This is a genomic window from Methylobacterium sp. 88A, assembly GCF_000376345.1.
Classification (GTDB): domain Bacteria; phylum Pseudomonadota; class Alphaproteobacteria; order Rhizobiales; family Beijerinckiaceae; genus Methylobacterium; species Methylobacterium bullatum.
This window is the reverse complement of the sequence record NZ_AQVT01000001.1, coordinates 1164340-1185930: the sequence shown is the minus strand read 5'-3', so window position 1 is coordinate 1185930 and position 21591 is coordinate 1164340. Positions and strand designations below refer to the sequence as shown.

Sequence of the window (21591 nt, the reverse complement as noted above, 5' to 3'; positions counted from 1 at the left end):
GACGCGACTGGGGAGAATGCCCGGCATCCCACCAATGCGGCGTTCATCATCCGAAGGGTCGGCTCCCGCCTTATGCGGACAAGCGAAGACTTCGTTCATTCGCTCCGCCGAGGATCGTACCCCGTGTGGCGAGGGATCCATCGATGACGCAGCCGGTCCTCTGGGCGCTGGGAGTCACCTCCGTCGCGGCGGCGGTCAGTTTGATCCTGGTGACGCGCTTCGAGAATGCCGCCCGCCCTCGGGAGCGCGGCGACGCGGTCCTCAACCTCGACAGCGCGAGCCCCGGCGGGACGAACCCGACGCGTTTCGCGCCCAACTCCGTCATTCTGGCGGCCGATTCCCTCGGGTCTGAACCGAACCAAGATATTGCTGCGGCTGCAGTTTTGTGATTCAGGTTCGCGGTTTTCAGCATGGAGGCGATGATGGCGGACCTGTTCTGGCTTTCGGATGAGCAGTGGGCGGTGATCGGGCCGTTCATGCCGGTCAACCAACCCGGCCCCGAGCGCAAGGACGACCGGAAGATCATCTCGGGCATGCTGCATGTGCTCATCTCAGGCTGCCGCTGGCAGGATTGCCCGGCGGAGTACGGTCCACGCACCACGGTCTACAATCGCTTCAACCGGTGGTCTCGGCGCGGGTTCTGGCGGGCGATGCTGGCCGCCTTGGCCAAGGCCGGGTGGTCGGGCGAAGCGGCAGCCATCGACAGCACTTACGTCAAAGCGCATCGCTCCGCCCACGGCGGTAAAGGGGGGGCAAAGCGCAGGCCATCGGCCCGTCGCGTGGGGGCCGGACGACCAAGATCCACGCCCTCACCGATGTCCTCGGACGCCCCGGCGTCCTCCTGCTGACATCCGGCAACGCCAGCGACGTCCGTACAGCCCCGGACGTGCTGGCCGCAGCCCCAGGCCGTATCCGCCGCCTGACCGCCGACAAGGGCTACGACGCCGACTGGCTGCGCGCCGATCTGCGGAAGAAGGGCATCACCCCCGTCATTCCAGGCAAACGCAGCCGCAAACGCAAGATCCGCCACGACAAGCGCCGCTATCGCGAGCGCTGGCGCGTCGAGGCCACCTTCTGCCGCCTCAAAGACTTCCGTCGTATCGCCACCCGATACGACAAGCTGGCCCGCAACTATGCCTCCGCCGTCGCACTCGCCGCTGTCATCGCCTTCTGGTGCTGATTGAGTCCAGACCCTCGGGCATTTCTCCACCGAGGTCGACGTGGCGGGGCGTAGCCTGAGAATGCTGGTGGATACCGGGGCGAGCATCTGCGCCTTCAGCTACGAAGACGCGCAGCGGCTGGGGCTCCACGTCTACGAGCGCGACTTCAACCGTCGCGTCGACACCGCCAACGGCTCCGTCTCCGTCGCGACCGTACGGATTCCGGTGATGCGGGTCGGGACGATCGGCATCCGCGACGTCGAGGCCGTGATCCTGCCCAAGGGGCGTCTCGGCAAGAGCCTCCTCGGTATGTCGTTCCTGCGGCGTCTCGAGGATTTCAAGATGTCCGACGGCCGGTTGACGCTGCGCGGCTGACGCGACCTCGCACCGCGCGCCGGCCTACTTTTGGCCGCCCCCGCTCCCGCCCCCGCCCGTGGCTAGGTTGCGGCGGGCATCGGCCTGTCCGCTCACGTCTCCGAAATACTTCGTCGCGTCGCCCAGTTGCATCGACGGCATGCAGTTCGGGGTGCAGGAATAGGATTCGCGGTCGAGGCCGCGCTGGACCGTGACGATCGATCCCTGCGCGGCCTGCACGCTGATGGTGGTCTCGGCGAGCATCGTGCCGGACGCGTCGAGGGCGATGAGGTTCGTCGAGCCGAAGCTCTTGCCGGTGAGGATGACGATCCCGTTCCGCTGAAGGGCGACATCCGCCACGAGGGGGTTCCCCACGATGACCGTCTGCGTCCGCTCGGGCAGGCGAATGACCTTGGCATTGTCGACGCTCACCGCCACGATGGCGGGCGCCGTCTCCGCGTGAGCGGGCGCCGCGCCGAGAGCGAGGAAGAGAGCGATGCCCGCCGCTCGGGCACGACGCTTCAAGGGCGAGGGTGTCGGCATTGACCGGTGGCCCATGGCTCGGGTGATCTCGGCTGCGACGGCGAGGTTCCGACAGGAGCGCGAGCACCGGAGGGGTCGGCCGCCTTTGTCGTCATGACAGTCTTATCGGCGTGTTGGTAAACGAAGATCTAACACCGGAAGGTGGCGCGCAGCCGTCTTTCCGGCTTCGTCCACGATCGCTGTTGCGTCTCGAACGCTTATTGCCCGTGCGACAGTTGCGGCCCGTAATATTTCCCGGATGTCCGCCTGTAACCCTGTGCGGGATCTACTGAAAAAGTATCCATTTTCCATTTAAAGTTTTTTTACCAAACCCCAACCGAGGGGCGTGTGAGGCCGTTTTCGGGCCCGGATTAACGTAATTTCAAGACAGAACAGTCCATCTTCATCCTCAGTCGCCGGTCGAAATACACCGCTCCTCGACGGCCACTTCGCAAGACGAACCATCAAGGAATACGATCATGTCGAACCTCTTCAAGCGTTTTGCCGCCGACGAGTCGGGTGCAACGGCGATCGAATACGGCCTCATTGCTGCGCTCATCGCCGTCGCAGTCATCGCCACTCTCACCACCATCGGAACCAACCTGAACGCGACCCTCGTTAAGGTCGCCAATGGCGTTAACAAGTAAGTTGGTCTGAGGCGGTTCGGGTTCGGGCTGCTTCCCTTAATCTTGCGCGACTGGTCGTCCACGCAAGTCGCGCGTGGATCGAACACCTCGCCGGACGATCCCCCCGCCGCCGATCGTCCGGCAGAGCTTGTTGAAGTCCCCCTGCTCGATGTGGACGGTGCGGCAGCAAGCTTTGACCTCCGATGGGGGCCGACACGGCCTTTGCTGCCGCGATGAGCACCCTGTGGCGAGGGGGACATGTAGGCCACGATCCGAATCCTGACCCCAGACCGAGACGTCCCCGATGGCGAGTGTCACGCTCCTGATCGTTTTCCCGTTCCTCATGGCCTATGCGGCCGCTCGGGATCTGCTGACGATGACGATCCCGAACGTGGTGTCCCTGCTGCTGCTGCTCGGATTCGCGACCTTCGCGGCCGCCACCGGGATGTGGGGCTGGGAACTCCTCAGTCATCTCGGAGCCGGCGCGGCGACTTTGGTCGTGACGTTCGGCCTCTTCGCGCTGGGCAAGATCGGCGGAGGCGATGCCAAGCTCGCCGCCGCCACCGCGGTGTGGATCGGGTTCGATCAATTGGCGCAATACCTCGTCGTGGCGTCGCTTGCCGGCGGCGCGCTCACCCTGGCGATCCTCGTCGCGCGGGCGCATCCCCTGCCGTCACTCCTCGGTCGCCTTCCCTTCGCCATCCACCTTCACGATGCGAAGACCAGCGTGCCCTACGGGATCGCGCTGTCCCTCGGAGCGCTGATCGTGATTCCGGAAACGATGACCTGGGCAAGAATGATGGCATCGTGAGGCCGAATGCACGTAGCGGGCGAACTTGCCGAGCCGGGTCCGAAGCTTGTCGAACCTGGTGCTTTATCGACCTGACCTATCGTAGGTCGAACAAGATTCGCATGCGTTAGTTTTCGTTAACCGTAATTTGAGGAATCCCGGCGAAGCCTGAACGGCGACGGCAACAGGCCGTCCTGTCAGGTTCGAACACGGCGATGAAACCAGCCCGCCTTGCCGTCATCGCCATCGCGCTCGCTGCCGGTTCGGGCGCCGCCTTTCTGATGAGCGGCAGCGATGCGCCGCCTCCGGTCCAAACCGTGGTCGAGGCGCCCCCTCCTCCCCCGCTCCCCGTCACGGATGTCCTGGTGGCCGCCGCCGACCTGCCGATGGGGCAGAACATCCAAGCCGCCGACCTTCGCTGGCAGCCCTGGCCCGACCAGGCCATCACCGTCGGCTACATCACGCGCACGGCCTCGCCCAACGGCATGGACACCATCGTCGGCGCGATCGTCCGCACCGCGTTCCTCGCGGGTGAGCCGATCCGCCCGCAGAAGCTCGCGCGGTCCGACGGCGGCTTCATGGCCGCAATCCTGCCCTCCGGCATGCGCGCGGTCGCCATCGTCACCGATACGCGCGGGTCGAGTTCGGCCGGCGGCTTCATCCTTCCCAACGACCATGTCGACGTCATCCGGACCTATCGCGACGAAGACGCCTCGCGTTCCGGGGGCGGCGAAGTCCAGATTTCGGAGACGCTGCTCACCGACATCCGCGTGCTCGCCGTCGGCCAGATCGTTCAGGAGCGGAACGGGACCAACGTCGTCACCGGCGAGACCGCGACCCTCGCTCTGACACCCGCCCAAGCCGAGACCGTCACCCTGGCCCAGAAGGTGGGACAACTCTCCCTCTCCCTGCGCAGCCTCATGGATGCCGGCCGGACCGTGGATGCCCCGCCGGAGACTCAGCAGGACACGGCCCTGACGGTCGTCCGCTTCGGCGTCGCCAAACAACAACCGCGTCGCTGAGATGCCGAACCGCGCGATGATGAAGGATTCTCAGATGACCACGAGACACCGGGTCCGCGTGGGCAGCCTGTCCGTTCTCGCGACCCTCGCCGGCCTGGTCCTCGCCGCCACCGCCGTGGCTGCGCCGCGGGACGGGTTCACGGCCGCCCCGATCGTCGATGTCGGCGGCAACGAATCCGGGACCTCGCGTCGCGTCGAGCTGACGACCGGGCGCTCCCTGGTGATCGACCTGCCGCGCGACGCCAAGGAGGTCTTCGTCGCCAATCCGAAGGTGGCCAACGCCGTCGTGCGCTCGACCCGCAAGGTCTTCGTCATCGGCATGGAGGACGGCGCGACCTCGATCTTCATCATGGACGCCGAAGGCCGCCAGATCACCGCCCTCGACGTCACCGTAGCGCGGGACCTCAAGCTCGGAACCCTGCGGCGGATCCTGCTCCAGAGCATTGCGGGCGGGCGGTTCGACATCCGGACCGCCGGCGACTCGCTGATCCTGTCGGGCTTCGTCGGCTCGGCGGCCGAGTCGGCCCAGGCCATGGACATCGCGACCGCCTTCGTCGGCCAGGCCGGCGGCGCCCCCGGCGGAGCCGGGGCCCGGGGCGCCGTCATCAACAACCTCACCATCCGGGGCAAGGATCAGGTGATGCTCCGCGTCACCGTCGTCGAGGTGGCCCGGACCGTGCTGAAGCAGTTCGGCGTCAATCTCAGCGGCAACTGGTCCGGCCTCAACCTCGCGAACGTCGCGCCCTTCGGTCTCAATGGCGGCCAGTTTCCGAACGGCAACGAGATCAAGGCGACGATCAACGGAGGCGGCGGGGCGAGTGTCTCGGCCACCCTGCGGGCCTTCGAACAGGCCGGCGTCTCACGCATCCTCGCCGAGCCGACCCTCACCGCGATCTCGGGGGAATCCGCGAAGTTCACCGCCGGCGGGGAGATTCCCGTGCCTGCCTCTCAGAACTGCACGGGGGGCGTCTGCTCCATCGGCATCGCGTTCAAGACCTATGGCGTGACCCTGAACTTCACCCCCGTGGTGATGGCGGAGAACCGTATCTCCGTGCGCGTCGCCACGGAAGTCTCCGAGATCGACCAGACCAACTCCTTCACCTTCGTCCAGGGCGATTCCACTGTCGCGGTGCCCGCCTTCACCCTGCGCAAGACCGAGACCACCGTCGAACTCGCCTCCGGCGGGACCATGATGACCGCCGGCCTGATCCAGCAGCGCAGCAAGGCCGCCGTCGGTGGACTGCCCGGCCTCGTGAACCTGCCCATCCTCGGTGCCCTGTTCCGCTCGCGGGACTACCAGCGGCAGGAGACCGAACTCATGATCATGGTCACGCCCTACATCGCCAAGGCGATGGAGGCGAAGCAGGTCGTGCGGCCGGATGACGGCTTCATCGATGCCCAGGACGGTCAGGGTATCCTGCTCGGCCGCCTGAACCGGGTCTACGGCTCGGGCGGCGCCGCGCCGCTGGGCGCCAATTACCGTGGCCGCGTCGGCTTCATCACGGACTGACGCGGCGATCTAAGATCGCGACGCCACGATTTCTCAGGACGAAGCGGCCCAGGCACCCTCAGGACCCGACCCCTCAATGTCACTCCTTCCCTTCCGCTCCCCCGTCGCACTCCTCGCGTCGATCGCCCTGGCCACCGCCCTCGGTGCGTGCCGTGCCGACCGCGCCGAGACCACCGGCTCGCTCTATCCGGCCGATTACCGGGTCCGCCATCCCATCGTGCTCGCCGATGCCACGCGCTCGCTGGACGTCTTCGTCACCGGGACCGGCCATGTCGATCCGCGACAGCGTGCCGATATCGAAGCCTTCCTACTGGAATTCCGCCGCTACGGGCGCGGCACCCTCATCCTCGACATCCCGCGCGGGGTCTCGCCGTCGCAGGGTGCCGCCGTGGAGCGGACCGGGGCGGCGATCCGCAGGCTCGGCGCCGACAACGGCATCGGCGGACGGCAGATGATCGTCACCGGCTACGCGGTGGCGGACCCGTTCCTCGCCGCTCCGCTGCGGCTCAGCTTCCAGCGCATGGAGGCGAAGGTCGCCAGCCAATGCGGCGTCTGGCCCCAGGATCTCGGCGTGGGAAGCCCGGGCTTCTCCTCGCGCAACGAGGCCCACTGGAATCTCGGATGCGCCATGCAGGCCAATGTGGCGAGCCAGGTGGCCGATCCGGTCGATCTCGTTCGCGGCCGGCCGGAAGGGCGCATCGACTCGATCCGGCGCACCGTCGACATCAATAAGCTGCGCGAGGGCAAGGATCCATCAACCATATGGCGTCAGGATGGGAAGACGTCGGTGAAGGCGGCCATCGAGAACTGATCGGCGCGTCCCCTCCCGTCGTTCGACAGAGCTTCGGCCCTCGTTGTCACCCAAAGCCCGGACCCCGCCCCATGCCTGACTTCAACGAGTCACCCGAGCGCGTCATCGCTCCGGTGCCGCGGATCACGATCCAGGCATTCTGCGAGACGGGCGAGACGGCCGCGTCGATCGAGGCGGCGGGAAGCGACAGGCGGCTGCAGAAGGCCCAGATCAAGATCCAGATGGGCGGCGGCCCCGCCGCCGTCGAGGCGTTCCGCCACGCGCCCACGCCCAACGTGGTCATCATCGAGACGCAGGGCACGAAGTCGCGTCCCCTGGAGATCCTCGATTCCCTGGCGGAGGTCTGTGACGAAGGGACGAAGGTCGTCGTCATCGGCCACGTGAACGACGTGCAGCTCTACCGCCAGTTCATCCAGCGCGGCGTGAGCGAGTATCTCATGGCGCCGGTGGAGCCGATCGTCCTGATCCAGGCCCTGTCCGACCTGTTCACGGCGCCCGGTGCCAAGCCGGTCGGCCGCACCATCGCGGTGGTCGGCGCCAAGGGCGGCGTGGGCTCCTCCACCATCGCCCACAACCTGGCATGGACCGTGGCGCGCGAGCATGGAATGGCGACGGTCATCGCCGATCTCGACATCGCCTTCGGTACGGCGAGCCTCAACTTCAACCAGGACCCGCCGCAGGGGATCGCGGAGGCGGTCTTCGCGCCCGAGCGCCTCGATTCCAACCTCCTCGACCGCCTGCTCTCGAAATGCAGCGACAACCTCTCGCTGCTCTCCGCGCCGGCCACCCTCGAACGGACCACGGACCTCACCGAGCCGTCCTTCGACAACCTGATCGACCTCCTGCGCGCCGCCGTGCCTTGCGTGGTCCTCGACGTGCCCCATACCTGGTCGGCCTGGACCCGGCGCCTGCTGATCTCGTCCGACGAGATCATCGTCGTCGGCCAGCCGGAGCTCGCCTCCCTGCGCAATCTCAAGAACCTGCTGACCCTGCTGCAGCAGAACCGGCCCAACGACGCCCGGCCGCGCATCGTCCTCAACAGCGTCGGCGTGCCGAAGCGCCCCGAGATCTCGGCCGGTGAGTTCGCCAAGGCCCTGGACGCCACGCTGACGGCCGCGATCCCCTACGATCCGGCCCTGTTCGGCACGGCGGCCAACAACGGTCAGATGATCGCCGAGGTCCAGGCGGGCGCCAAGGCCTCGGACGTGTTCTCGGAGCTCGCCGCGCGCATGATCGGGCGTTCCGAGACGCGTCGTGTCCGCGGGAACCTGTTCGAGCCTCTCCTGTCGCGGCTGTCCCGACGCAAGGCGTCGTGATGGCGGCGCGCTGCGTGGAGGTCCGTCATGTTCGGTAGGAGGAGCCCGGCCTCGGAGATCCCGAAGGCGGTCGCGGTTCCGTCCGCGCCAAAGCCGCAGGTTCCGATTCCCGTCCTCGACGACCAGCCGGGCCTGGCGAAGACCCAGCAGGTGGAGCGGCTCGTCCCCGTCCGGGAGGCGGTGAAATCGGAGGATTACTTCCGCACCAAGAGCATGATCTTCGGCGCGCTGATCGAGGCCATCGATCTGGCGCAGCTCTCGCGCCTCGACGTCGAATCGGCGCGCGAGGAGATCCGCGACATCGTCTCGGAGATCATCGGCCTCAAGAACATCGTCCTGTCCATCGCCGAGCAGGAGGAACTCCTCGACGACATCTGCAACGATGTCCTCGGCTACGGACCGCTGGAGCCGCTTCTGGCCCGCGACGACATCGCCGACATCATGGTCAACGGCGCCAACCGGGCCTTCATCGAGGTCGGGGGCAAGATCCAGCTGACCAACGTGCGCTTCCGTGACAACCAGCAGCTGATGAACATCTGCCAGCGCATCGTCAGCCAGGTCGGCCGGCGCGTCGACGAATCCTCGCCGATCTGCGACGCACGCCTCCCCGACGGGTCCCGCGTCAACATCATCGCGCCGCCGCTCGCCATCGACGGGCCGGTTCTCACCATCCGCAAGTTCAAGAAGGACAAGCTCACCCTCGACCAGCTCGTGACCTTCGGGGCGATCTCGCCCGAAGGGGCCCGCATCCTGCAGATCATCGGGCGCGTCCGCTGCAACGTGGTGATTTCCGGCGGTACGGGGTCCGGCAAGACCACCCTGCTGAACTGCCTGACGCGCTACATCGACGAGGACGAGCGGATCATCACCTGCGAGGACGCGGCCGAGCTGCAGCTGCAGCAGGCCCACGTCGTCCGCCTCGAGACCCGGCCCGCGAACATGGAAGGGTCGGGGCAGGTCACCATGCGCGACCTCGTGAGAAACTGCCTGCGCATGCGGCCGGAGCGGATCATCGTCGGCGAGGTACGTGGCCCGGAGGCGTTCGACCTGCTCCAGGCCATGAATACCGGCCATGACGGCTCGATGGGCACCCTCCACGCCAACTCGCCGCGCGAGGCGCTGGCCCGTATCGAATCGATGATCACCATGGGCGGGTTCAGCCTGCCCTCGCGGACCCTGCGGGAGATGATCGTCGGGTCGATCGACATCATCGTCCAGGCGACGCGCCTGCGCGACGGTTCGCGCCGCATCACCCACATCACCGAGGTGATGGGGCTCGAAGGCGACGTCATCATCACCCAGGACCTCTTCGTCTACGATGTGCTCGGCGAGGACGCGAACGGCAGGCTGGTCGGGCGCCATCGCTCCACCGGCATCGGCCGTCCGCGCTTCTGGGAGCGCGCACGCTATTACGGTGAGGAGAAGGCCCTGGCCGCCGCCCTCGATGCGGCGGCCGACGGCGCCGGCAACCCATGAACGCGCTGCAGATGCCCCTCGCCGTCGGGCTCGCGGCGGTGGCGGCCGGGGCCATCGCCTATGTGGTGCTGACCCCCCTCCTGTCGGGGGAGAACCGCGCGGCCAAGCGCATGCGAGCGGTCAGCGTGGTGACGTCCCCCGGCAGTCGCGCGGTCACGGCCAGCCGGCGCGAGCAGGTGGCCAGGAGCCTGAAGGAAGTCGAAGCCAAGCGCGGCGGGACGAAGGTCACGCTCGAACTCAGGATCGCCCGGGCCGGCCTGGATTGGACGAAGCAGAAGTTCCGTCTCGTCTCCGTGCTCATGGCCATCGTCGCCGGCCTCTTCGTCTTCGTCCTGACCTCGCACAAGCTCGCGACCCTGGCGGCCCTGTTCGCCGGCGGGTTCGGCCTGCCCCTGTGGATGCTGAGCGTCCTGCGCAAGCGGCGCATCGCCGCCTTCATCGCCGAACTGCCCACCGCCATCGACATCATCACCCGCGGCGTGCGCGCCGGCATCCCGGTGGGCGACTGTTTCCGCATCATCGCGCGGGAAGCCGAGGAGCCCATCCGCAGTGAGTTCCGCCAGGTGGTGGAATCCCAGACCCTCGGTCTCAGCCTCGGCGATGCCATGGTGCGGATGTACGAGCGGGTGCCCGTCTCCGACGTTAACTTCTTCGCCATCGTCATCGGCATCCAGGGCCGGTCCGGCGGCAATCTCTCGGAAGCCCTGAGCAACCTCTCCAAGGTCTTGCGCGAGCGCAAGAAGATGGCCGGGAAGATCCAGGCCATGAGCATGGAGGCCAAGGCCTCGGGCGGCATCATCGCGGCCCTGCCCTTCATCGTGGCGGTGCTGACCTACCTGTCGAGCCCGGCTTACGTCTCGCTGCTCTGGACGACGGATACCGGCAAGATGGCCCTCGTCGCCTCCGCGATCTGGATGTCGATCGGGGTCTTCGTGATGAAGAAGATGATCAGCTTCGAGGTCTGACCGCCCATGTTGTCCCTCATCGGCGAAAAGCTCATCGATCCGCGCTTCATCGGCATGGTTCTGGCCGGGGTGGCGGCCGCGGCGACGGCCTTCGCCCTGCTGCAGCCGCTTCTGGAGCCCGACAAGCTCAACAAGCGCATGAAGCTGATCGGCGACGAGCGCGAGGAGCTGCGCCGCCGCGAGCGTGACCGGCTCAACAATCGATCCACCCTGCGCGTGGCGCCGAAAGCGTACATGAAGCGGGTCGTGGACCAGTTCAACCTGAGCCGCTGGCTCGGCACCGATACCGCCCGGCGGCAATTGATCATGGCCGGATACCGCTCGCCGGGCGCGGAGACCGGGTTCCTGTTCTTTCGCATGATCACCCCGATCGCGGTCGGACTGGCGGCGGTCTTCTATCTGTTCGTCCTGAAGGTGCTGGACTACTCCGTCACCGTTCGTCTCATGATGGTCATCGCGGCCCTGCTGCTCGGCATTAAGGGACCGGAACTCTACCTGCTCAATGCCACGAAGAAGCGTCAGGCCGAGATCCAGGCGGCCTGGCCCGATGCCCTCGACCTCGCCCTGATCTGCGTCGAGTCCGGGATGTCGGTGGAGCACGCCATCCGCCGGGTCAGTATCGAAACCGTGACCCAGTCGGTCGCGCTGGCGGAGGAACTCGCCGTCACGGCGGCGGAACTGTCCTACCTGCCCGATCGCCGCATGGCGTTCGAGAACCTCGGCAACCGTGTGGGCCTCGATGCCGTCAAGGCGGTCACCACCGCCTTGATCCAGGCCGAGCGCTACGGCACACCCGTGGGCCAGGCCCTCCGCGTGCTGTCGCAGGAGAGCCGCGACCACCGCATGAACGCCGCCGAGAAGAAGGCCGCCGCCCTGCCGCCGAAACTGACCGTGCCGATGATCCTGTTCTTCCTGCCGGTGCTGTTCGTCGTGATCCTGACCCCGGCGATCATCCAGATCTACCGCTGAGGCGGCGCTCAGCCCCGCGGCATCTCGCCGGCGAGCGAGCGGCTGGAGGATCTGGGGGCTTTCTGCGCCCGGGCCTGGGCGGTCATCGCCCGCAGGGAGGCGGCGTTCGCGGCTGCCTCCTCCGGGGTCAGGTCGCCCCGGGTCAGTTCCTCCGCCTCCGCGAGCTTGCCCCTCAGTCCGAGGACCAAAGCGAGGTTCTGGCGCACCCGTGCATCCGCGCGCGGCTGGGCCACGGCGTTGCGCATCACGGTCTCCGCCTGATCGAGTTGCCTCGCCAGAGCGTAGGAGAGGCCGAGATTGGACAGGACCGTGGGATCGTCCGGCTGGATCTTCAGGGCGGCCTCGTAGAAGCCCTGCGCGCGGGCATGGTCGCCCATCTGGTCGGCCACCGCGCCCTGGGCGGAGAGCACGCGCCAGTCCGGCCGGGCCGGGGTATGGGCGTTCTGGAGCACTTCGGCGGCCTCGGTGAACCGTCCGACCTCCGCCAGGGCCTTGCCGTAGGCCGCCAGCACGGCCGAGTTCTTGGCGTTGCGCAGGGCCGTCTGCTGCAGCACGGCCACGGCCTGCGGCTTCTGGTTCGTCGCCTTCAGCGCCTGCGCATAGCGCAGGGCGAGGCCGACATCGTTCTGATCGGCATTGTATTTCTGGCCGAGCGCATCGACGTCGCGCAGGGTCACCACCTCGCGGCCCGGCGCACGCCCGAACGTCTTGAGGGAGAGCCCGCCGATCGAGCCGGTGGTCTCCGGCGAGCCCGACTGGCAGGCGCTCGCCAGGAGGCCGAGCAGCGTCACGCCGGCGAGACGCAGCGGGAGCGTCATCCCCGTCCGGGCCGGCCGCGATGACGAGGGCTGGTTTGAACGCAACGACACCATGACGTGCTCCGCACGAGCCTGCCGGTCGACGCTTCACGTCGCCGGTCGTGCGGTGATAGACCGTTAACCCTAATCGCCGGTTAACCCCACTTCAGGGCGTCCAAGGGTCAGCCGGCCGCGCCACGCAATGCCCCCGAGATCCGACCCTGCCCCATCTCAGCGCCGACGATCCCGCCGCCCTCCCGATCTTCTGCATCCGGAGCGAGGACTGGAGCAGCTTCGAAGCGGAACTCGGCGCGAGGCACAGGGCCTTCGCCAAGGCGACCGACTTTCAGCCGAAAGCCGGGCGTGTGGCGCTGCTTCCCGCCGAGGATGGCCGCGTGGATCGGGTCCTGTTCGGCCTCGGGGACGGAGCCGATCCGTTCCTGGTCGGCAAGCTGCCCGCGCTGCTGCCCCCCGGAACCTACCGGCTCGAACCCCGGCCCTTCCTCGACGGGCAGGCCGCTTGCCTGGCCTGGCTGCTCGGAAGCTATCGCTTCACGCGCTACCGCAAGCCGCAGCCGAAGGCCCCCGTCCTCGTGACCCCGGAGGGTGTCGATGCCGCCGAGATCCGCCGGATCTCCGAGGCGGTCGCCCTCGGGCGCGACCTCGTCAATACGCCCGCCAACGACCTCGGCCCCGAGGAGATCGAGGCCGTCGCCCGAGCCCTGGCCGATCGCCACGGTGCGGCGATCTCCGTGACCGAAGGCTCGGAGCTCGCCCGCGATTTCCCCCTCGTCCACGCGGTCGGCGCGGCCTCCCCCCGCGCGCCCCGCCTCATCGACATGATCTGGGGAGACGCGGACGCTCCGAAAGTGACCCTCGTCGGCAAGGGCGTGGTGTTCGATACGGGCGGCCTCGACATCAAGCCGTCGAGCGGCATGCTGCTGATGAAGAAGGACATGGGCGGTTCCGCCGCCGCCCTCGCCGCCGCCGCGATGATCATGGGCTCCGGCCTGAACCTGCGCCTGCGCGTCATCGTTCCCACCGTCGAGAACGCCATCGCCGGCAACGCGTTCAGGCCCGGCGACGTGTTCCGGAGCCGCGCCGGGCTGACGGTGGAGATCGGCAATACCGATGCCGAGGGGCGCCTGATCCTCGCCGACGCCCTCGCTTTGGCCGACGAGGAGAAGCCCGATCTCCTCATCGATTTTGCCACCCTCACCGGAGCGGCGCGGGTCGCGCTGGGGCCGGATCTCCCGGCCTTCTTCACCGAAGACGACGCCCTGGCCTCGGCCGTCTACGATGCGGGACAGGTCGCCGCCGACCCGGTCTGGCGGCTGCCGCTCCACAAGCCCTATGCCAGCCTGCTCGATTCCAAGGTCGCGGACCTCAACAACGTCTCCGGCGGCCCCTTCGCCGGGGCGATCACCGCCGCTCTGTTCCTGCGGCGGTTCGCGCCGGGCACGCGGGCGCATGTGCATTTCGACCTGTACGGCTGGAACCCCTCGACCAAGCCCGGCAGGCCGGAAGGCGGCGAGGTCCAGACCGCCCGCCTCGTCTACGCCCTCCTGAAGGAGCGCTATCCGGCCCGGTAGCGGGCGACTTCAGGCCGCGAGCTGCGCCTTCTCGGCGATATAGGCGACGCGCACCACGTCTTTGCCATAGGTCCGTTCCAGGCGGCGCACGGTGAAATGGGCGCGTGCCATCGCCTGGAAATGGTTCATGAAGGCGGTGTTCACGGCCGCCCCCCCGACCGCGCCGAGGATCGGTACCGCCTGCGCCGCGACCTTCTGCGAGACGACGAGGCCGAACCGCGCCGCGATCTGCGTGGAGAAGCGGATCAGGGCCGGGGCCGCCTCATCGAGCAGGGCGCGGTTGCCGGCATAGCGCGCCGCTTCCGACATGGTCTTGGCGAGTGCGGCGCGCACGGCGAAATACCCGCTCTCCGTCAGCGCCGTCTCGGCGCCGCTGCGTCCGCCCAGCGCGAAGACCTGGACGCAGGCCAGGGCGTTTTCCGGGTCCGACAGGTCTTCGCCCTCTTCCCGCGCGATCTGCGCGATGGAGCGCAGCATCAGCGTGGTCGAGACCGGCAGTTCCACCGGCAGGGTCGCGATGCCGAAGGCACCGCCCACGGCGCCGGACAGGGCCGCCATCGCCTTGTGTCCGAAATCGCCGGTGGGCAGGAAGCGCGCGAAGCGCTCGCCCGCCGTGCTCGCCGCGGGCACGGGGAGGTCGTCGAGCACCGGCACGGCGGTCGCCCCGGCGGCCGAGGCCGGGACGATGGTCTTCTCGGCCTCCGGCAGGGTCGCGAGGGCCACGCGCAGGGCCGTCCGCATGGCCCCTTCCGTGGCGCGCGACACCGCGTCGGTCACGGGCGCCGGAAGGCTGCGGCTGATCATGTCGAGGGGAGCCCCCGCCACCGCGGACAGGCGCGCGGCGAGGCCGGGCGTCTCCAGCGTGCGGACGGCACGCACGAGTGCGGCGCGGTCGGCATCGTTGAGGTCCGGGCCGGCCGACGCTTCGGCCGGGATGGAGCGGGTATCGTCGACGAGGGAAATGTTGCTCACGTCTGCGGTCTCATCCGTGTTTCGGGCGCCGGCGCGCCGGGTCGATCGCTGGAAGCAAGCGTGAGGCCCGCGGGATGGTTCCCGCTCACGGTCTCGGTGTCGCCCGAGGCGGCGGTCTCGGCGGCGGCGCGGGCCGCGCTGCGTTCACCGGCGCGCCCGACGAAGAAGCACAGGATCAGCACCGGGATGCCCACCGCCGCCGTGAAGGCGAAGAAGACCGGGTAACCGTAGCTGGCGACCATGAAGCCGGACGTGCCCGCCACGAGCTTTCCCGGCAGGGCGTAGAGCGACGAGAACAGCGCGTATTGCGTGGCCGCGAAGCCCGGCGCCGTGAGGCTCGACATGTAGGCGATCAGCGCCATTCCGGCGAAGGATCCGCAGAAATTGTCGATGGAGATCGCGGCGGTCAGGCGCCAGACTTCCGGTCCGCCATAGGACAGCCACGAGAAGGAGAGGTTGGAGGCCGCGCCCAGGAATGCGCCGGCGACGAGGGTGGGGAACAGCCCGAACCGGGTCATCGCCCAGCCGCCGACGAAGGCGCCCGCGATGCCGACCCAGATGCCGTAGAGCTTTGACACCGCGCCGATCTCGGTCAGGGTGAACCCGATCTGCCGGTAGAGCGGGCTCGCCATCACGCCTGAGATGAAATCCGGCATGCGGTAGAAAGCGACCAGGATGAGGATCGCCCACAGGCCCGGGCCGAGGCGGGTATGCAATTCGGTGAGGGGTTCGAGCACGGCGGCGCGGAACGACCAGGCCTTCGCCGGTGCGCCGGCCGGCTGCGCCGATGCGGCGTCCAAAGCCTCGGCGTGCTCCCTGTCGAAGGCGGGAGCGAGGAGTGCGGCGATCATGCCGACGCCCATGAGCCCGGCCATGCTGAAATAGGCCACCGACCATCCGGCCCAGTCGGCGATGAACAGGGCGCCCGCCCCGGCGCACATGAGCGCCAGCCGGTAGCCGAGGTTCGAGGTCGCCGCCATGACGCCCTGGAGATCGGTGCCGGCGGCATCGATGCGCCATCCGTCGATGACGACGTCCTGCGTCGCGGCGCAGATCGCCACGAGAAAAGCCCCGAGGCCGAGGAGGACGAGGCTGCTCGCCGGGTTGGCCGTGGCCATGAGCGAGAGCGCGAGGGCGACGGCGACCTGTGTGGCGATCATCCACGAGCGCCGGCGGCCGATGCGGGCGCTCAGGACGGGCACGTCGAAACGGTCGATGAGCGGCGCCCAGAGGAATTTGAGGGTGTAGGGCAGCGCCAGATAGCTGAAGAGGCCGATCGCCTTGATGTCCACGTCGGAATAAGCGAGCCGCGTGGAGAAGGTGCCGAGCACGAGCAGCAGCGGCAGGCCGGACGAGAAGCCCAGGGCCAGCATCAGGACGATGCGGGGATCCTCGACAATATCCCGCAAGGCGAGCTTGGTGCGCGCCTTTCCCGATACCTCTGCACTCTGAGCCATTCGTGGAACTCCTGAAGGCTTATGACCCTTTAGGGTCGGCTGCCATGTTCGCCGGACGCCGGTTCGTCCAAGGGGTCGTCACGGCGCGGTACGGCCAGTGCCGCCTCGTGTGACTGGAATGAAGAATGGTAACCAGGAACTTAATGAATGCGCATACTTTGTAGGTAGCTATTGGCTCGCAATGAGACATATTCCTTGCCGGCGAGTCGACGTAACGAGGAAATATCCTCCCGATCTATTTGCCGAGGCGGTCGTTTCGGTCTGTGCCGTCGAAGTGCTGCTGTCATCGGATGAGGGCGGTGGTACAAGCGTGATGTCAGGATGATGGGCAGCAGCAACAATCAGGTTTCGGCCGGACTTCGCCCGGTGGGGAACGCCTCCGTGGATGCCAAGATGTTCGCCATGGCTTTCGACGCCAGTCCCACGCCCATGGTGGTGACTGACCCTCGCCTTGCCGACAACCCCATCGTCTGGGTCAACGACGCTTTTCTGACGCTCACCGGTTATGCGCGCGCGGACCTGCAGGGCCGCAACTGCCGCCTGCTCCAGGGGCCGGACAGCGATCCGCGGACGATCGATGCCATCCGCGACGCCTTGAGGCGGCAGGCACCCGTCGAGGTCGAGCTGTGCAACTATCGGAAGGACGGCTCCTCTTTCTGGAACGCCATGACGATCTCGCCGGTCCGCAACGACTCGGGCGAGCTGGTGTATTACTACGCCGCCCAGGCCGACATGACCGAGAAGCACGCTCTCGAACTCGCCCTGCAGGAAACGAACGACGAGCTCGAACGGCAGGTTCACGAGCAGACCGCAGACCTGCGGGCCGCCCTGGAGGAGAAGACCGCGCTGCTCCACGAGGTCGATCATCGGGTCAAGAACAACCTGCAGGTCATCTCCTCCCTGGTCTTGCTGAAGGCGCGGCGAACTCCCCAGGGCGAGGCGCGCGATGCCCTTCAGGGCATGGCCGAGCGCATCGGCGCGCTTTCCATGGTGCATCGCATGCTCTATTCGGCCGGGGACGTGACCCGCTTCAATCTGGAAGAGTTCGCCGACGATTTCATGTCCGACCTCACCGCCGGCATCGACCCGGCGCGCACGGCGGTCACGGCAGAGGTCGACCCGATTTCCCTGCCGGCCGCCATCGCGGCACCCCTGGCCCTGATGCTGCACGAACTCGCCACCAACGCCGTCCGCCACGCCTTCCCGAACGATCGCGAAGGACGGGTCAGCATTTCCGCCCGCCGGTGCGAGACCGGCCTGCGCCTCCAGATCGAGGATGACGGGATCGGACGGAATGCCGCGGCGCCGAACCCGGCCGGGTTCGGCTGTTCCCTGGTGGAGATGGTGGTGAAGCAGCTGCGCGGGGTCATCACCTGGCACGAACCCGGTTCGGGTACGCGCGTCGAGATCGTGATTCCCCTTCAATCGGAGAGCCCCAGACCCGCCACGTCCGCGCCGCGTGAAGCCACGCTAGGGCAGGCAGGGTGAGCGGCGGGGACGGACTTCGTATCCTCGTCGTCGAGGACGAGGCGCTCATCGCCCTCGAACTCCAATGCCTTCTGGAAGATCTCGGCCACGTCATCGCCGGGGTGGCGGCAAGCTCGGCCGAAGCCATCGAACTCGGGCGGGCGACCTCCCCCGACATCGCCCTGGTGGACATCCACCTCATCGACGGCCCGACCGGGGTCGAGGTGGCGAGGATCCTGAGCCTCGACCCGCGCACCAGCGTCGTGTTCATGACCGCCAACGACAAGCGCATCCCCGCGGATTTCGCCGGTGCGTTGGGCGTCATCGCCAAGCCCTATTCGGAACGCGCGGTCGCGGGCGCGTTGCGCTACGTGGCGGCGATCCGGGCCGGGGGGCAACCCGAGCCGCACGGATCGGACGGGTTCCGGCCGGCGTCGGAGGGCGTGGCGGAGGATGCCCTCTGGTCGCAGAAGCCCTGGGGCGGGGCGAGGCCCTGACGCCTTCCGGCCTCAGTTCATGTCGTCGCGAGCCGTCTTCTTGAGGCGATAGAGCACCTCCAGCGCCTCGCGCGGTGTCAGGGCGTCGGGATCGATCCGGTCCAGCTCCTGCCGCAGGGCATCGTCCGCCGCTGGAGCCTGCACCTCCGGCAGGGGCGGCGGGGCGAGGCTGGCGAAGAGCGGCAGGTCGTCGATGCGCGGACGGGTCGGGCGGTCGCGCTCCGCCTTCTCCAGGTTTTTCAGGATCGAGCCGGCCCGGGCGATGACCCCGGCGGGCAGGCCGGCGAGGCGCGCGACCTGAAGGCCGTAGGACCGCTCGGCCACGCCCGGTACGACCTCGTGCAGGAACACCACTTCGCCCTTGTGCTCGGCCACTTTCAGCGTCGCGTTGTCGAGCCGCGTGAGACGCTGGCTCAGGGCCGTGAGTTCGTGGAAATGGGTGGCGAAGAGCGCGCGGCATCCGTTCTGTTCGTGGAGGTATTCGAGGCAGGCCCAGGCGATGGAGAGACCGTCGAAGGTCGCAGTGCCTCGGCCGATCTCGTCGAGGATGACGAGGGAATGCCGGCTCGCCTGGTTCAGGATCGCGGCCGTCTCCACCATCTCGACCATGAAGGTCGATTGCCCGCGCGCCAGATCGTCGGCGGCGCCGACCCGCGAGAACAGCCGGTCCACCACCCCGAGATGCACGCGGGTGGCCGGTACGAAGGCGCCCATCTGGGCGAGGACGGCGATGAGGGCGTTCTGGCGCAGGAAGGTCGACTTGCCGCCCATATTCGGCCCGGTGATGAGCCGGATGCGGCCGCGCCCTTCGCCGGACAGGTCGCAATCGTTGGCGATGAACGGCTCGCCGGACCGCCGCAGGGCCGATTCCACCACCGGATGGCGGCCGCCCTCGACGACGAAGCTGAAACTGTCATCGACGAAGGGGCGGCGCCAATCCCGCTCCACAGCCAGTTCGGCATGGGAGGCGGTGACGTCGAGGCTGGCCAGGGCGTCGGCGATGGCGGCGACGGTCTCGGCCTGGGCCATGATCCGAGCGGCCAGCGCATCGAAGACCTCGGTCTCGAGGGCCAGCGCCCGGTCGGCCGCCCCCGAGATGCGGCTCTCCAGATCGTTCAGTTCCACGCTCGAGAACCGCATGGCATCGATCATGGTCTGGCGATGGATGAACGTCTCGCGCAAGGCGCCCTTGAGGCAGGCCTCGCCCACTGCCTGCGGCACCTCGATGTAGTAGCCGAGCATGTTGTTGTGCTTGATCCGCAGGGTGCGGCAGCCGGTCTCCTCGGCATAGCGCGCCTGCAGCCCGGCGATGACCTTGCGTGAATCTTGACCGAGCAGCCGGGCCTCGTCGATCTCGGCATCGTAGCCGGCGCGCACGAAGCCGCCGTCGCGTCGGTTGAGGGGAAGGTCGTCGGCGAGCGCCGCGCGCAGATGCTCGACGAGATCGGCATCCACCGTGCCGAGGCGCTGGACGATGCCGGCGAGATCCTCCGGCAAGGCTTTCACCTCTCCACACCGCTGCGAGATCGCCAGGGCCGCGTCGAGACCGTCGCGCAGGGCCGCGAGATCGCGCGGCCCTCCGCGCCCGAGGCCGAGCCGCGATAGGGCGCGGGCGATGTCGGGCGCCCGCGCCAGGGCGTCGCGCAGGCTCCGGCGAAGGGCGCTGTCCTCCACGAGGAACGACACCGCCTCGTGGCGGCGCGTGATCGCCGACAGGTCGGTGAGAGGGCCGGCGAGATGCTCGGCCAGCAGCCGCGCGCCGATGGCCGACACGGTGCGGTCGATGGCGTCGAGCAGGCTGCCGGTGCGCTCGCCCGAGAGGGTCCGGGTGAGTTCGAGATTGGCGCGGGTCGCCGCGTCGATGGCCAGCGTCGCCCCGCTCGTCTCCCGGGTCGGCGGCGACAGGGCGGGCCGCGCGCCGATCTGCGTGCGCTCGATATAGAGCAGGGCCGCGCCGGCGGCGGCGAGTTCGGCCCGCCCGAACTGCCCGAACCCGTCGAGGGTCGAGACGCCGAACTGTTCCTTGATCCGCCGTTCCGCCGAGGCCGGTTCGAGCTCCGCCTGCGCCAAGGGCGTGACCGGGGCCTTCACCTCGCGCCAGAGGCCGGCGAGCGACGGGTCGGAATGGATCGCCTCGGAAAGCACGATCTCGCGCGGATCGTGGCGGGCGATGGCAGCACCCAGCTCGCCTTCGGGAACCTCGCTGAGCGAGAACCGGCCGGTGGAGATGTCGACGGCGGCGATGCCGTAGGCGTAGCCGGATTCCGAGAACTTGCGGCGGCCGAGAGCGAGGAGGACGCTGGCGCGCGACGGGTCGAGGAGACGGTCCTCGGTGATCGTGCCGGGGGTGACGAGGCGGACGACCTCGCGGCGCACCACGGATTTCGGTCCCCGCTTCTTGGCCTCCGCCGGGTCCTCGGTCTGGGCGCAGACCGCGACGCGATGGCCGAGGGCGATGAGGCGGCTGAGGTAATCGTCGGAGCGCTCCACCGGCACGCCGCACATGGGGATGTCCGCCCCGCCATGCTTGCCGCGCTTGGTCAGGACGATGCCGAGGGCACGCGATGCGATCTCCGCATCCTCGAAGAACAGTTCGTAGAAATCCCCCATCCGGTAGAACAGGAGGCAATCCGTGTTGGCCGCCTTGATCTCGATGTACTGCGCCATCATCGGCGTCGCGCCGGCGATGTCGAGGGGCGAGGCGCTCACCGTCTCCTCGGCCGGGACGCTGGTCTTCGGGCTGGAGCGGGCGGCGCGTTGGGACATGCGCCATCATAGCAGAGGCCGCCGGACCGGATCAGCGCCCCTGCCAGCATCATCTGGGGAGAACCGTGATCCCACGAAAAAAGGCCGATGCGTCTCCGCACCGGCCCTTCCGACGATGAAGCCGAAGGACGGCTCAGTAGCGCGGGCCGCCCGTCGTGGTGCCCTTGCGCTGCATGTAGCCTGGCTGCTGCGGGTTGCGGGAGTTCGGATCGCCGTGGCTGTAGGCGGCCGGGGCGCGGCGGTGGCGCATGCCGTGGCGGTGATGGTGGTGGCGATGGCGCATGCCGCGATGGCTGGCGTAGCCCGGGTGATGACCGCGGCTGACGACCTCGGTGGCGAGCGTATCGCCGGCGATCACGGGAGCGGCCGGCATGGCCGGGGCGGCGGAAGCGGCGCCGAGGCCGAGGGCGCTGAAAAAGGTTCCTGCCGCCAGGGCAAGTGCAATCTTGGTCATCGAGTAGTCCATCCGTTCGGATCGCGCCGCGCGCGTCGAGGCAACAAGTCGTTTGCCCGGACTCCGTT

20 protein-coding genes and 1 pseudogene are annotated in these 21591 nt (G+C 68.1%); 15 read left to right on the top strand and 6 right to left on the bottom strand.

What is annotated here, in order from left to right:
- Positions 1 to 143: 143 nt before the first annotated feature.
- The 3 genes and pseudogenes from A3OM_RS0105620 to A3OM_RS23490 all read left to right on the top strand — a co-directional run.
- Positions 144 to 389, top strand: a complete 246-nt coding sequence (locus A3OM_RS0105620) for a hypothetical protein (RefSeq protein WP_018042753.1) — start codon at positions 144 to 146, stop codon at positions 387 to 389.
- A 33-nt stretch (positions 390 to 422) separates the two neighbouring features.
- A protein-coding gene (locus A3OM_RS25075; protein ID WP_085984248.1) for an IS5 family transposase occupies positions 423 to 1180 on the top strand; the annotation gives its coding sequence in 2 pieces (ribosomal slippage) (positions 423 to 759 and positions 759 to 1180; 759 coding nt in all).
- Between the two features lie 25 nt (positions 1181 to 1205).
- A pseudogene (locus A3OM_RS23490) lies at positions 1206 to 1535 on the top strand (TIGR02281 family clan AA aspartic protease); the annotation flags it as partial.
- 24 nt (positions 1536 to 1559) lie between these two features.
- Here A3OM_RS23490 and A3OM_RS0105600 read toward each other — a convergent pair.
- Positions 1560 to 2072: a pilus assembly protein N-terminal domain-containing protein gene (locus A3OM_RS0105600; protein ID WP_198290810.1), complete on the bottom strand. Its 513-nt coding sequence runs from the start codon at positions 2070 to 2072 to the stop codon at positions 1560 to 1562.
- Between the two features lie 443 nt (positions 2073 to 2515).
- Here A3OM_RS0105600 and A3OM_RS0105595 point away from each other — a divergent pair, with 443 nt between their 5' ends.
- From A3OM_RS0105595 to A3OM_RS0105555, 9 genes are all read left to right on the top strand, one after another.
- Positions 2516 to 2683 carry a Flp family type IVb pilin gene (locus tag A3OM_RS0105595; RefSeq protein WP_018042748.1) on the top strand — a complete coding sequence of 56 codons (168 nt, stop codon included), beginning with the start codon at positions 2516 to 2518 and terminating at the stop codon, positions 2681 to 2683.
- A gap of 283 nt (positions 2684 to 2966) precedes the next feature.
- Positions 2967 to 3473 (top strand): prepilin peptidase, encoded by a 507-nt coding sequence (locus A3OM_RS0105590; protein WP_018042747.1) that lies wholly within the window; start codon positions 2967 to 2969, stop codon positions 3471 to 3473.
- Positions 3474 to 3667: 194 nt separating this feature from the next.
- The gene (gene cpaB / locus A3OM_RS0105585) at positions 3668 to 4474 is read left to right on the top strand and encodes a Flp pilus assembly protein CpaB (protein WP_018042746.1); all 807 of its coding nucleotides are present in this window, start codon (positions 3668 to 3670) and stop codon (positions 4472 to 4474) included.
- A gap of 34 nt (positions 4475 to 4508) precedes the next feature.
- The gene (locus A3OM_RS0105580; protein ID WP_026175747.1) at positions 4509 to 5984 is read left to right on the top strand and encodes a type II and III secretion system protein family protein; all 1476 of its coding nucleotides are present in this window, start codon (positions 4509 to 4511) and stop codon (positions 5982 to 5984) included.
- A gap of 76 nt (positions 5985 to 6060) precedes the next feature.
- A complete protein-coding gene (locus A3OM_RS0105575) occupies positions 6061 to 6795 on the top strand; it encodes a CpaD family pilus assembly protein (RefSeq protein WP_018042744.1) in 735 nt (244 codons plus the stop codon).
- Between the two features lie 71 nt (positions 6796 to 6866).
- Positions 6867 to 8111 carry an AAA family ATPase gene (locus tag A3OM_RS0105570; protein ID WP_018042743.1) on the top strand — a complete coding sequence of 415 codons (1245 nt, stop codon included), beginning with the start codon at positions 6867 to 6869 and terminating at the stop codon, positions 8109 to 8111.
- Between the two features lie 27 nt (positions 8112 to 8138).
- Entirely contained in the window at positions 8139 to 9587 is a 1449-nt protein-coding gene (locus tag A3OM_RS0105565) for a CpaF family protein (protein ID WP_018042742.1), read from the top strand.
- Complete coding sequence (locus A3OM_RS0105560; protein WP_018042741.1) at positions 9584 to 10552, top strand: type II secretion system F family protein; 969 nt, start codon at positions 9584 to 9586, stop codon at positions 10550 to 10552. The genes A3OM_RS0105565 and A3OM_RS0105560 overlap by 4 nt, the downstream gene beginning before the upstream one ends.
- A 6-nt stretch (positions 10553 to 10558) precedes the next feature.
- Positions 10559 to 11521 (top strand): type II secretion system F family protein, encoded by a 963-nt coding sequence (locus A3OM_RS0105555; RefSeq protein ID WP_018042740.1) that lies wholly within the window; start codon positions 10559 to 10561, stop codon positions 11519 to 11521.
- 8 nt (positions 11522 to 11529) lie between these two features.
- Here the strand turns inward: A3OM_RS0105555 and A3OM_RS0105550 are convergent, their stop codons facing one another.
- On the bottom strand, positions 11530 to 12339 hold the full coding sequence (locus A3OM_RS0105550) for a tetratricopeptide repeat protein (RefSeq protein WP_018042739.1): 810 nt from the start codon (positions 12337 to 12339) through the stop codon (positions 11530 to 11532).
- A gap of 248 nt (positions 12340 to 12587) precedes the next feature.
- Between A3OM_RS0105550 and A3OM_RS0105545 the strand changes: the two genes are divergently transcribed.
- Complete coding sequence (locus A3OM_RS0105545; protein WP_245257833.1) at positions 12588 to 13910, top strand: leucyl aminopeptidase family protein; 1323 nt, start codon at positions 12588 to 12590, stop codon at positions 13908 to 13910.
- 9 nt (positions 13911 to 13919) lie between these two features.
- Here A3OM_RS0105545 and A3OM_RS0105540 read toward each other — a convergent pair whose 3' ends face one another.
- Together A3OM_RS0105540 and A3OM_RS23485 are read right to left on the bottom strand one after the other, a co-directional pair.
- Positions 13920 to 14882: an EcsC family protein gene (locus A3OM_RS0105540; RefSeq protein WP_018042737.1), complete on the bottom strand. Its 963-nt coding sequence runs from the start codon at positions 14880 to 14882 to the stop codon at positions 13920 to 13922.
- Positions 14879 to 16339, bottom strand: coding sequence for an AmpG family muropeptide MFS transporter (locus tag A3OM_RS23485; RefSeq protein WP_018042736.1), 1461 nt, complete (start codon positions 16337 to 16339; stop codon positions 14879 to 14881). The genes A3OM_RS0105540 and A3OM_RS23485 overlap by 4 nt, the downstream gene beginning before the upstream one ends.
- A 393-nt stretch (positions 16340 to 16732) precedes the next feature.
- Between A3OM_RS23485 and A3OM_RS0105530 the strand changes: the two genes are divergently transcribed.
- Both A3OM_RS0105530 and A3OM_RS0105525 read left to right on the top strand, forming a co-directional pair.
- Positions 16733 to 17827: a PAS domain-containing protein gene (locus A3OM_RS0105530; protein WP_051074371.1), complete on the top strand. Its 1095-nt coding sequence runs from the start codon at positions 16733 to 16735 to the stop codon at positions 17825 to 17827.
- Positions 17824 to 18303 (top strand): response regulator, encoded by a 480-nt coding sequence (locus A3OM_RS0105525; RefSeq protein WP_018042734.1) that lies wholly within the window; start codon positions 17824 to 17826, stop codon positions 18301 to 18303. The genes A3OM_RS0105530 and A3OM_RS0105525 overlap by 4 nt, the downstream gene beginning before the upstream one ends.
- 12 nt (positions 18304 to 18315) lie before the next feature.
- On the opposite strand, the gene mutS is transcribed toward A3OM_RS0105525, so the two are convergent.
- Together mutS and A3OM_RS0105515 are read right to left on the bottom strand one after the other, a co-directional pair.
- Positions 18316 to 21069: a DNA mismatch repair protein MutS gene (gene mutS, locus A3OM_RS0105520; protein WP_018042733.1), complete on the bottom strand. Its 2754-nt coding sequence runs from the start codon at positions 21067 to 21069 to the stop codon at positions 18316 to 18318.
- 133 nt (positions 21070 to 21202) lie between these two features.
- Complete coding sequence (locus tag A3OM_RS0105515; RefSeq protein ID WP_026175744.1) at positions 21203 to 21523, bottom strand: hypothetical protein; 321 nt, start codon at positions 21521 to 21523, stop codon at positions 21203 to 21205.
- Positions 21524 to 21591: the final 68 nt, after the last annotated feature.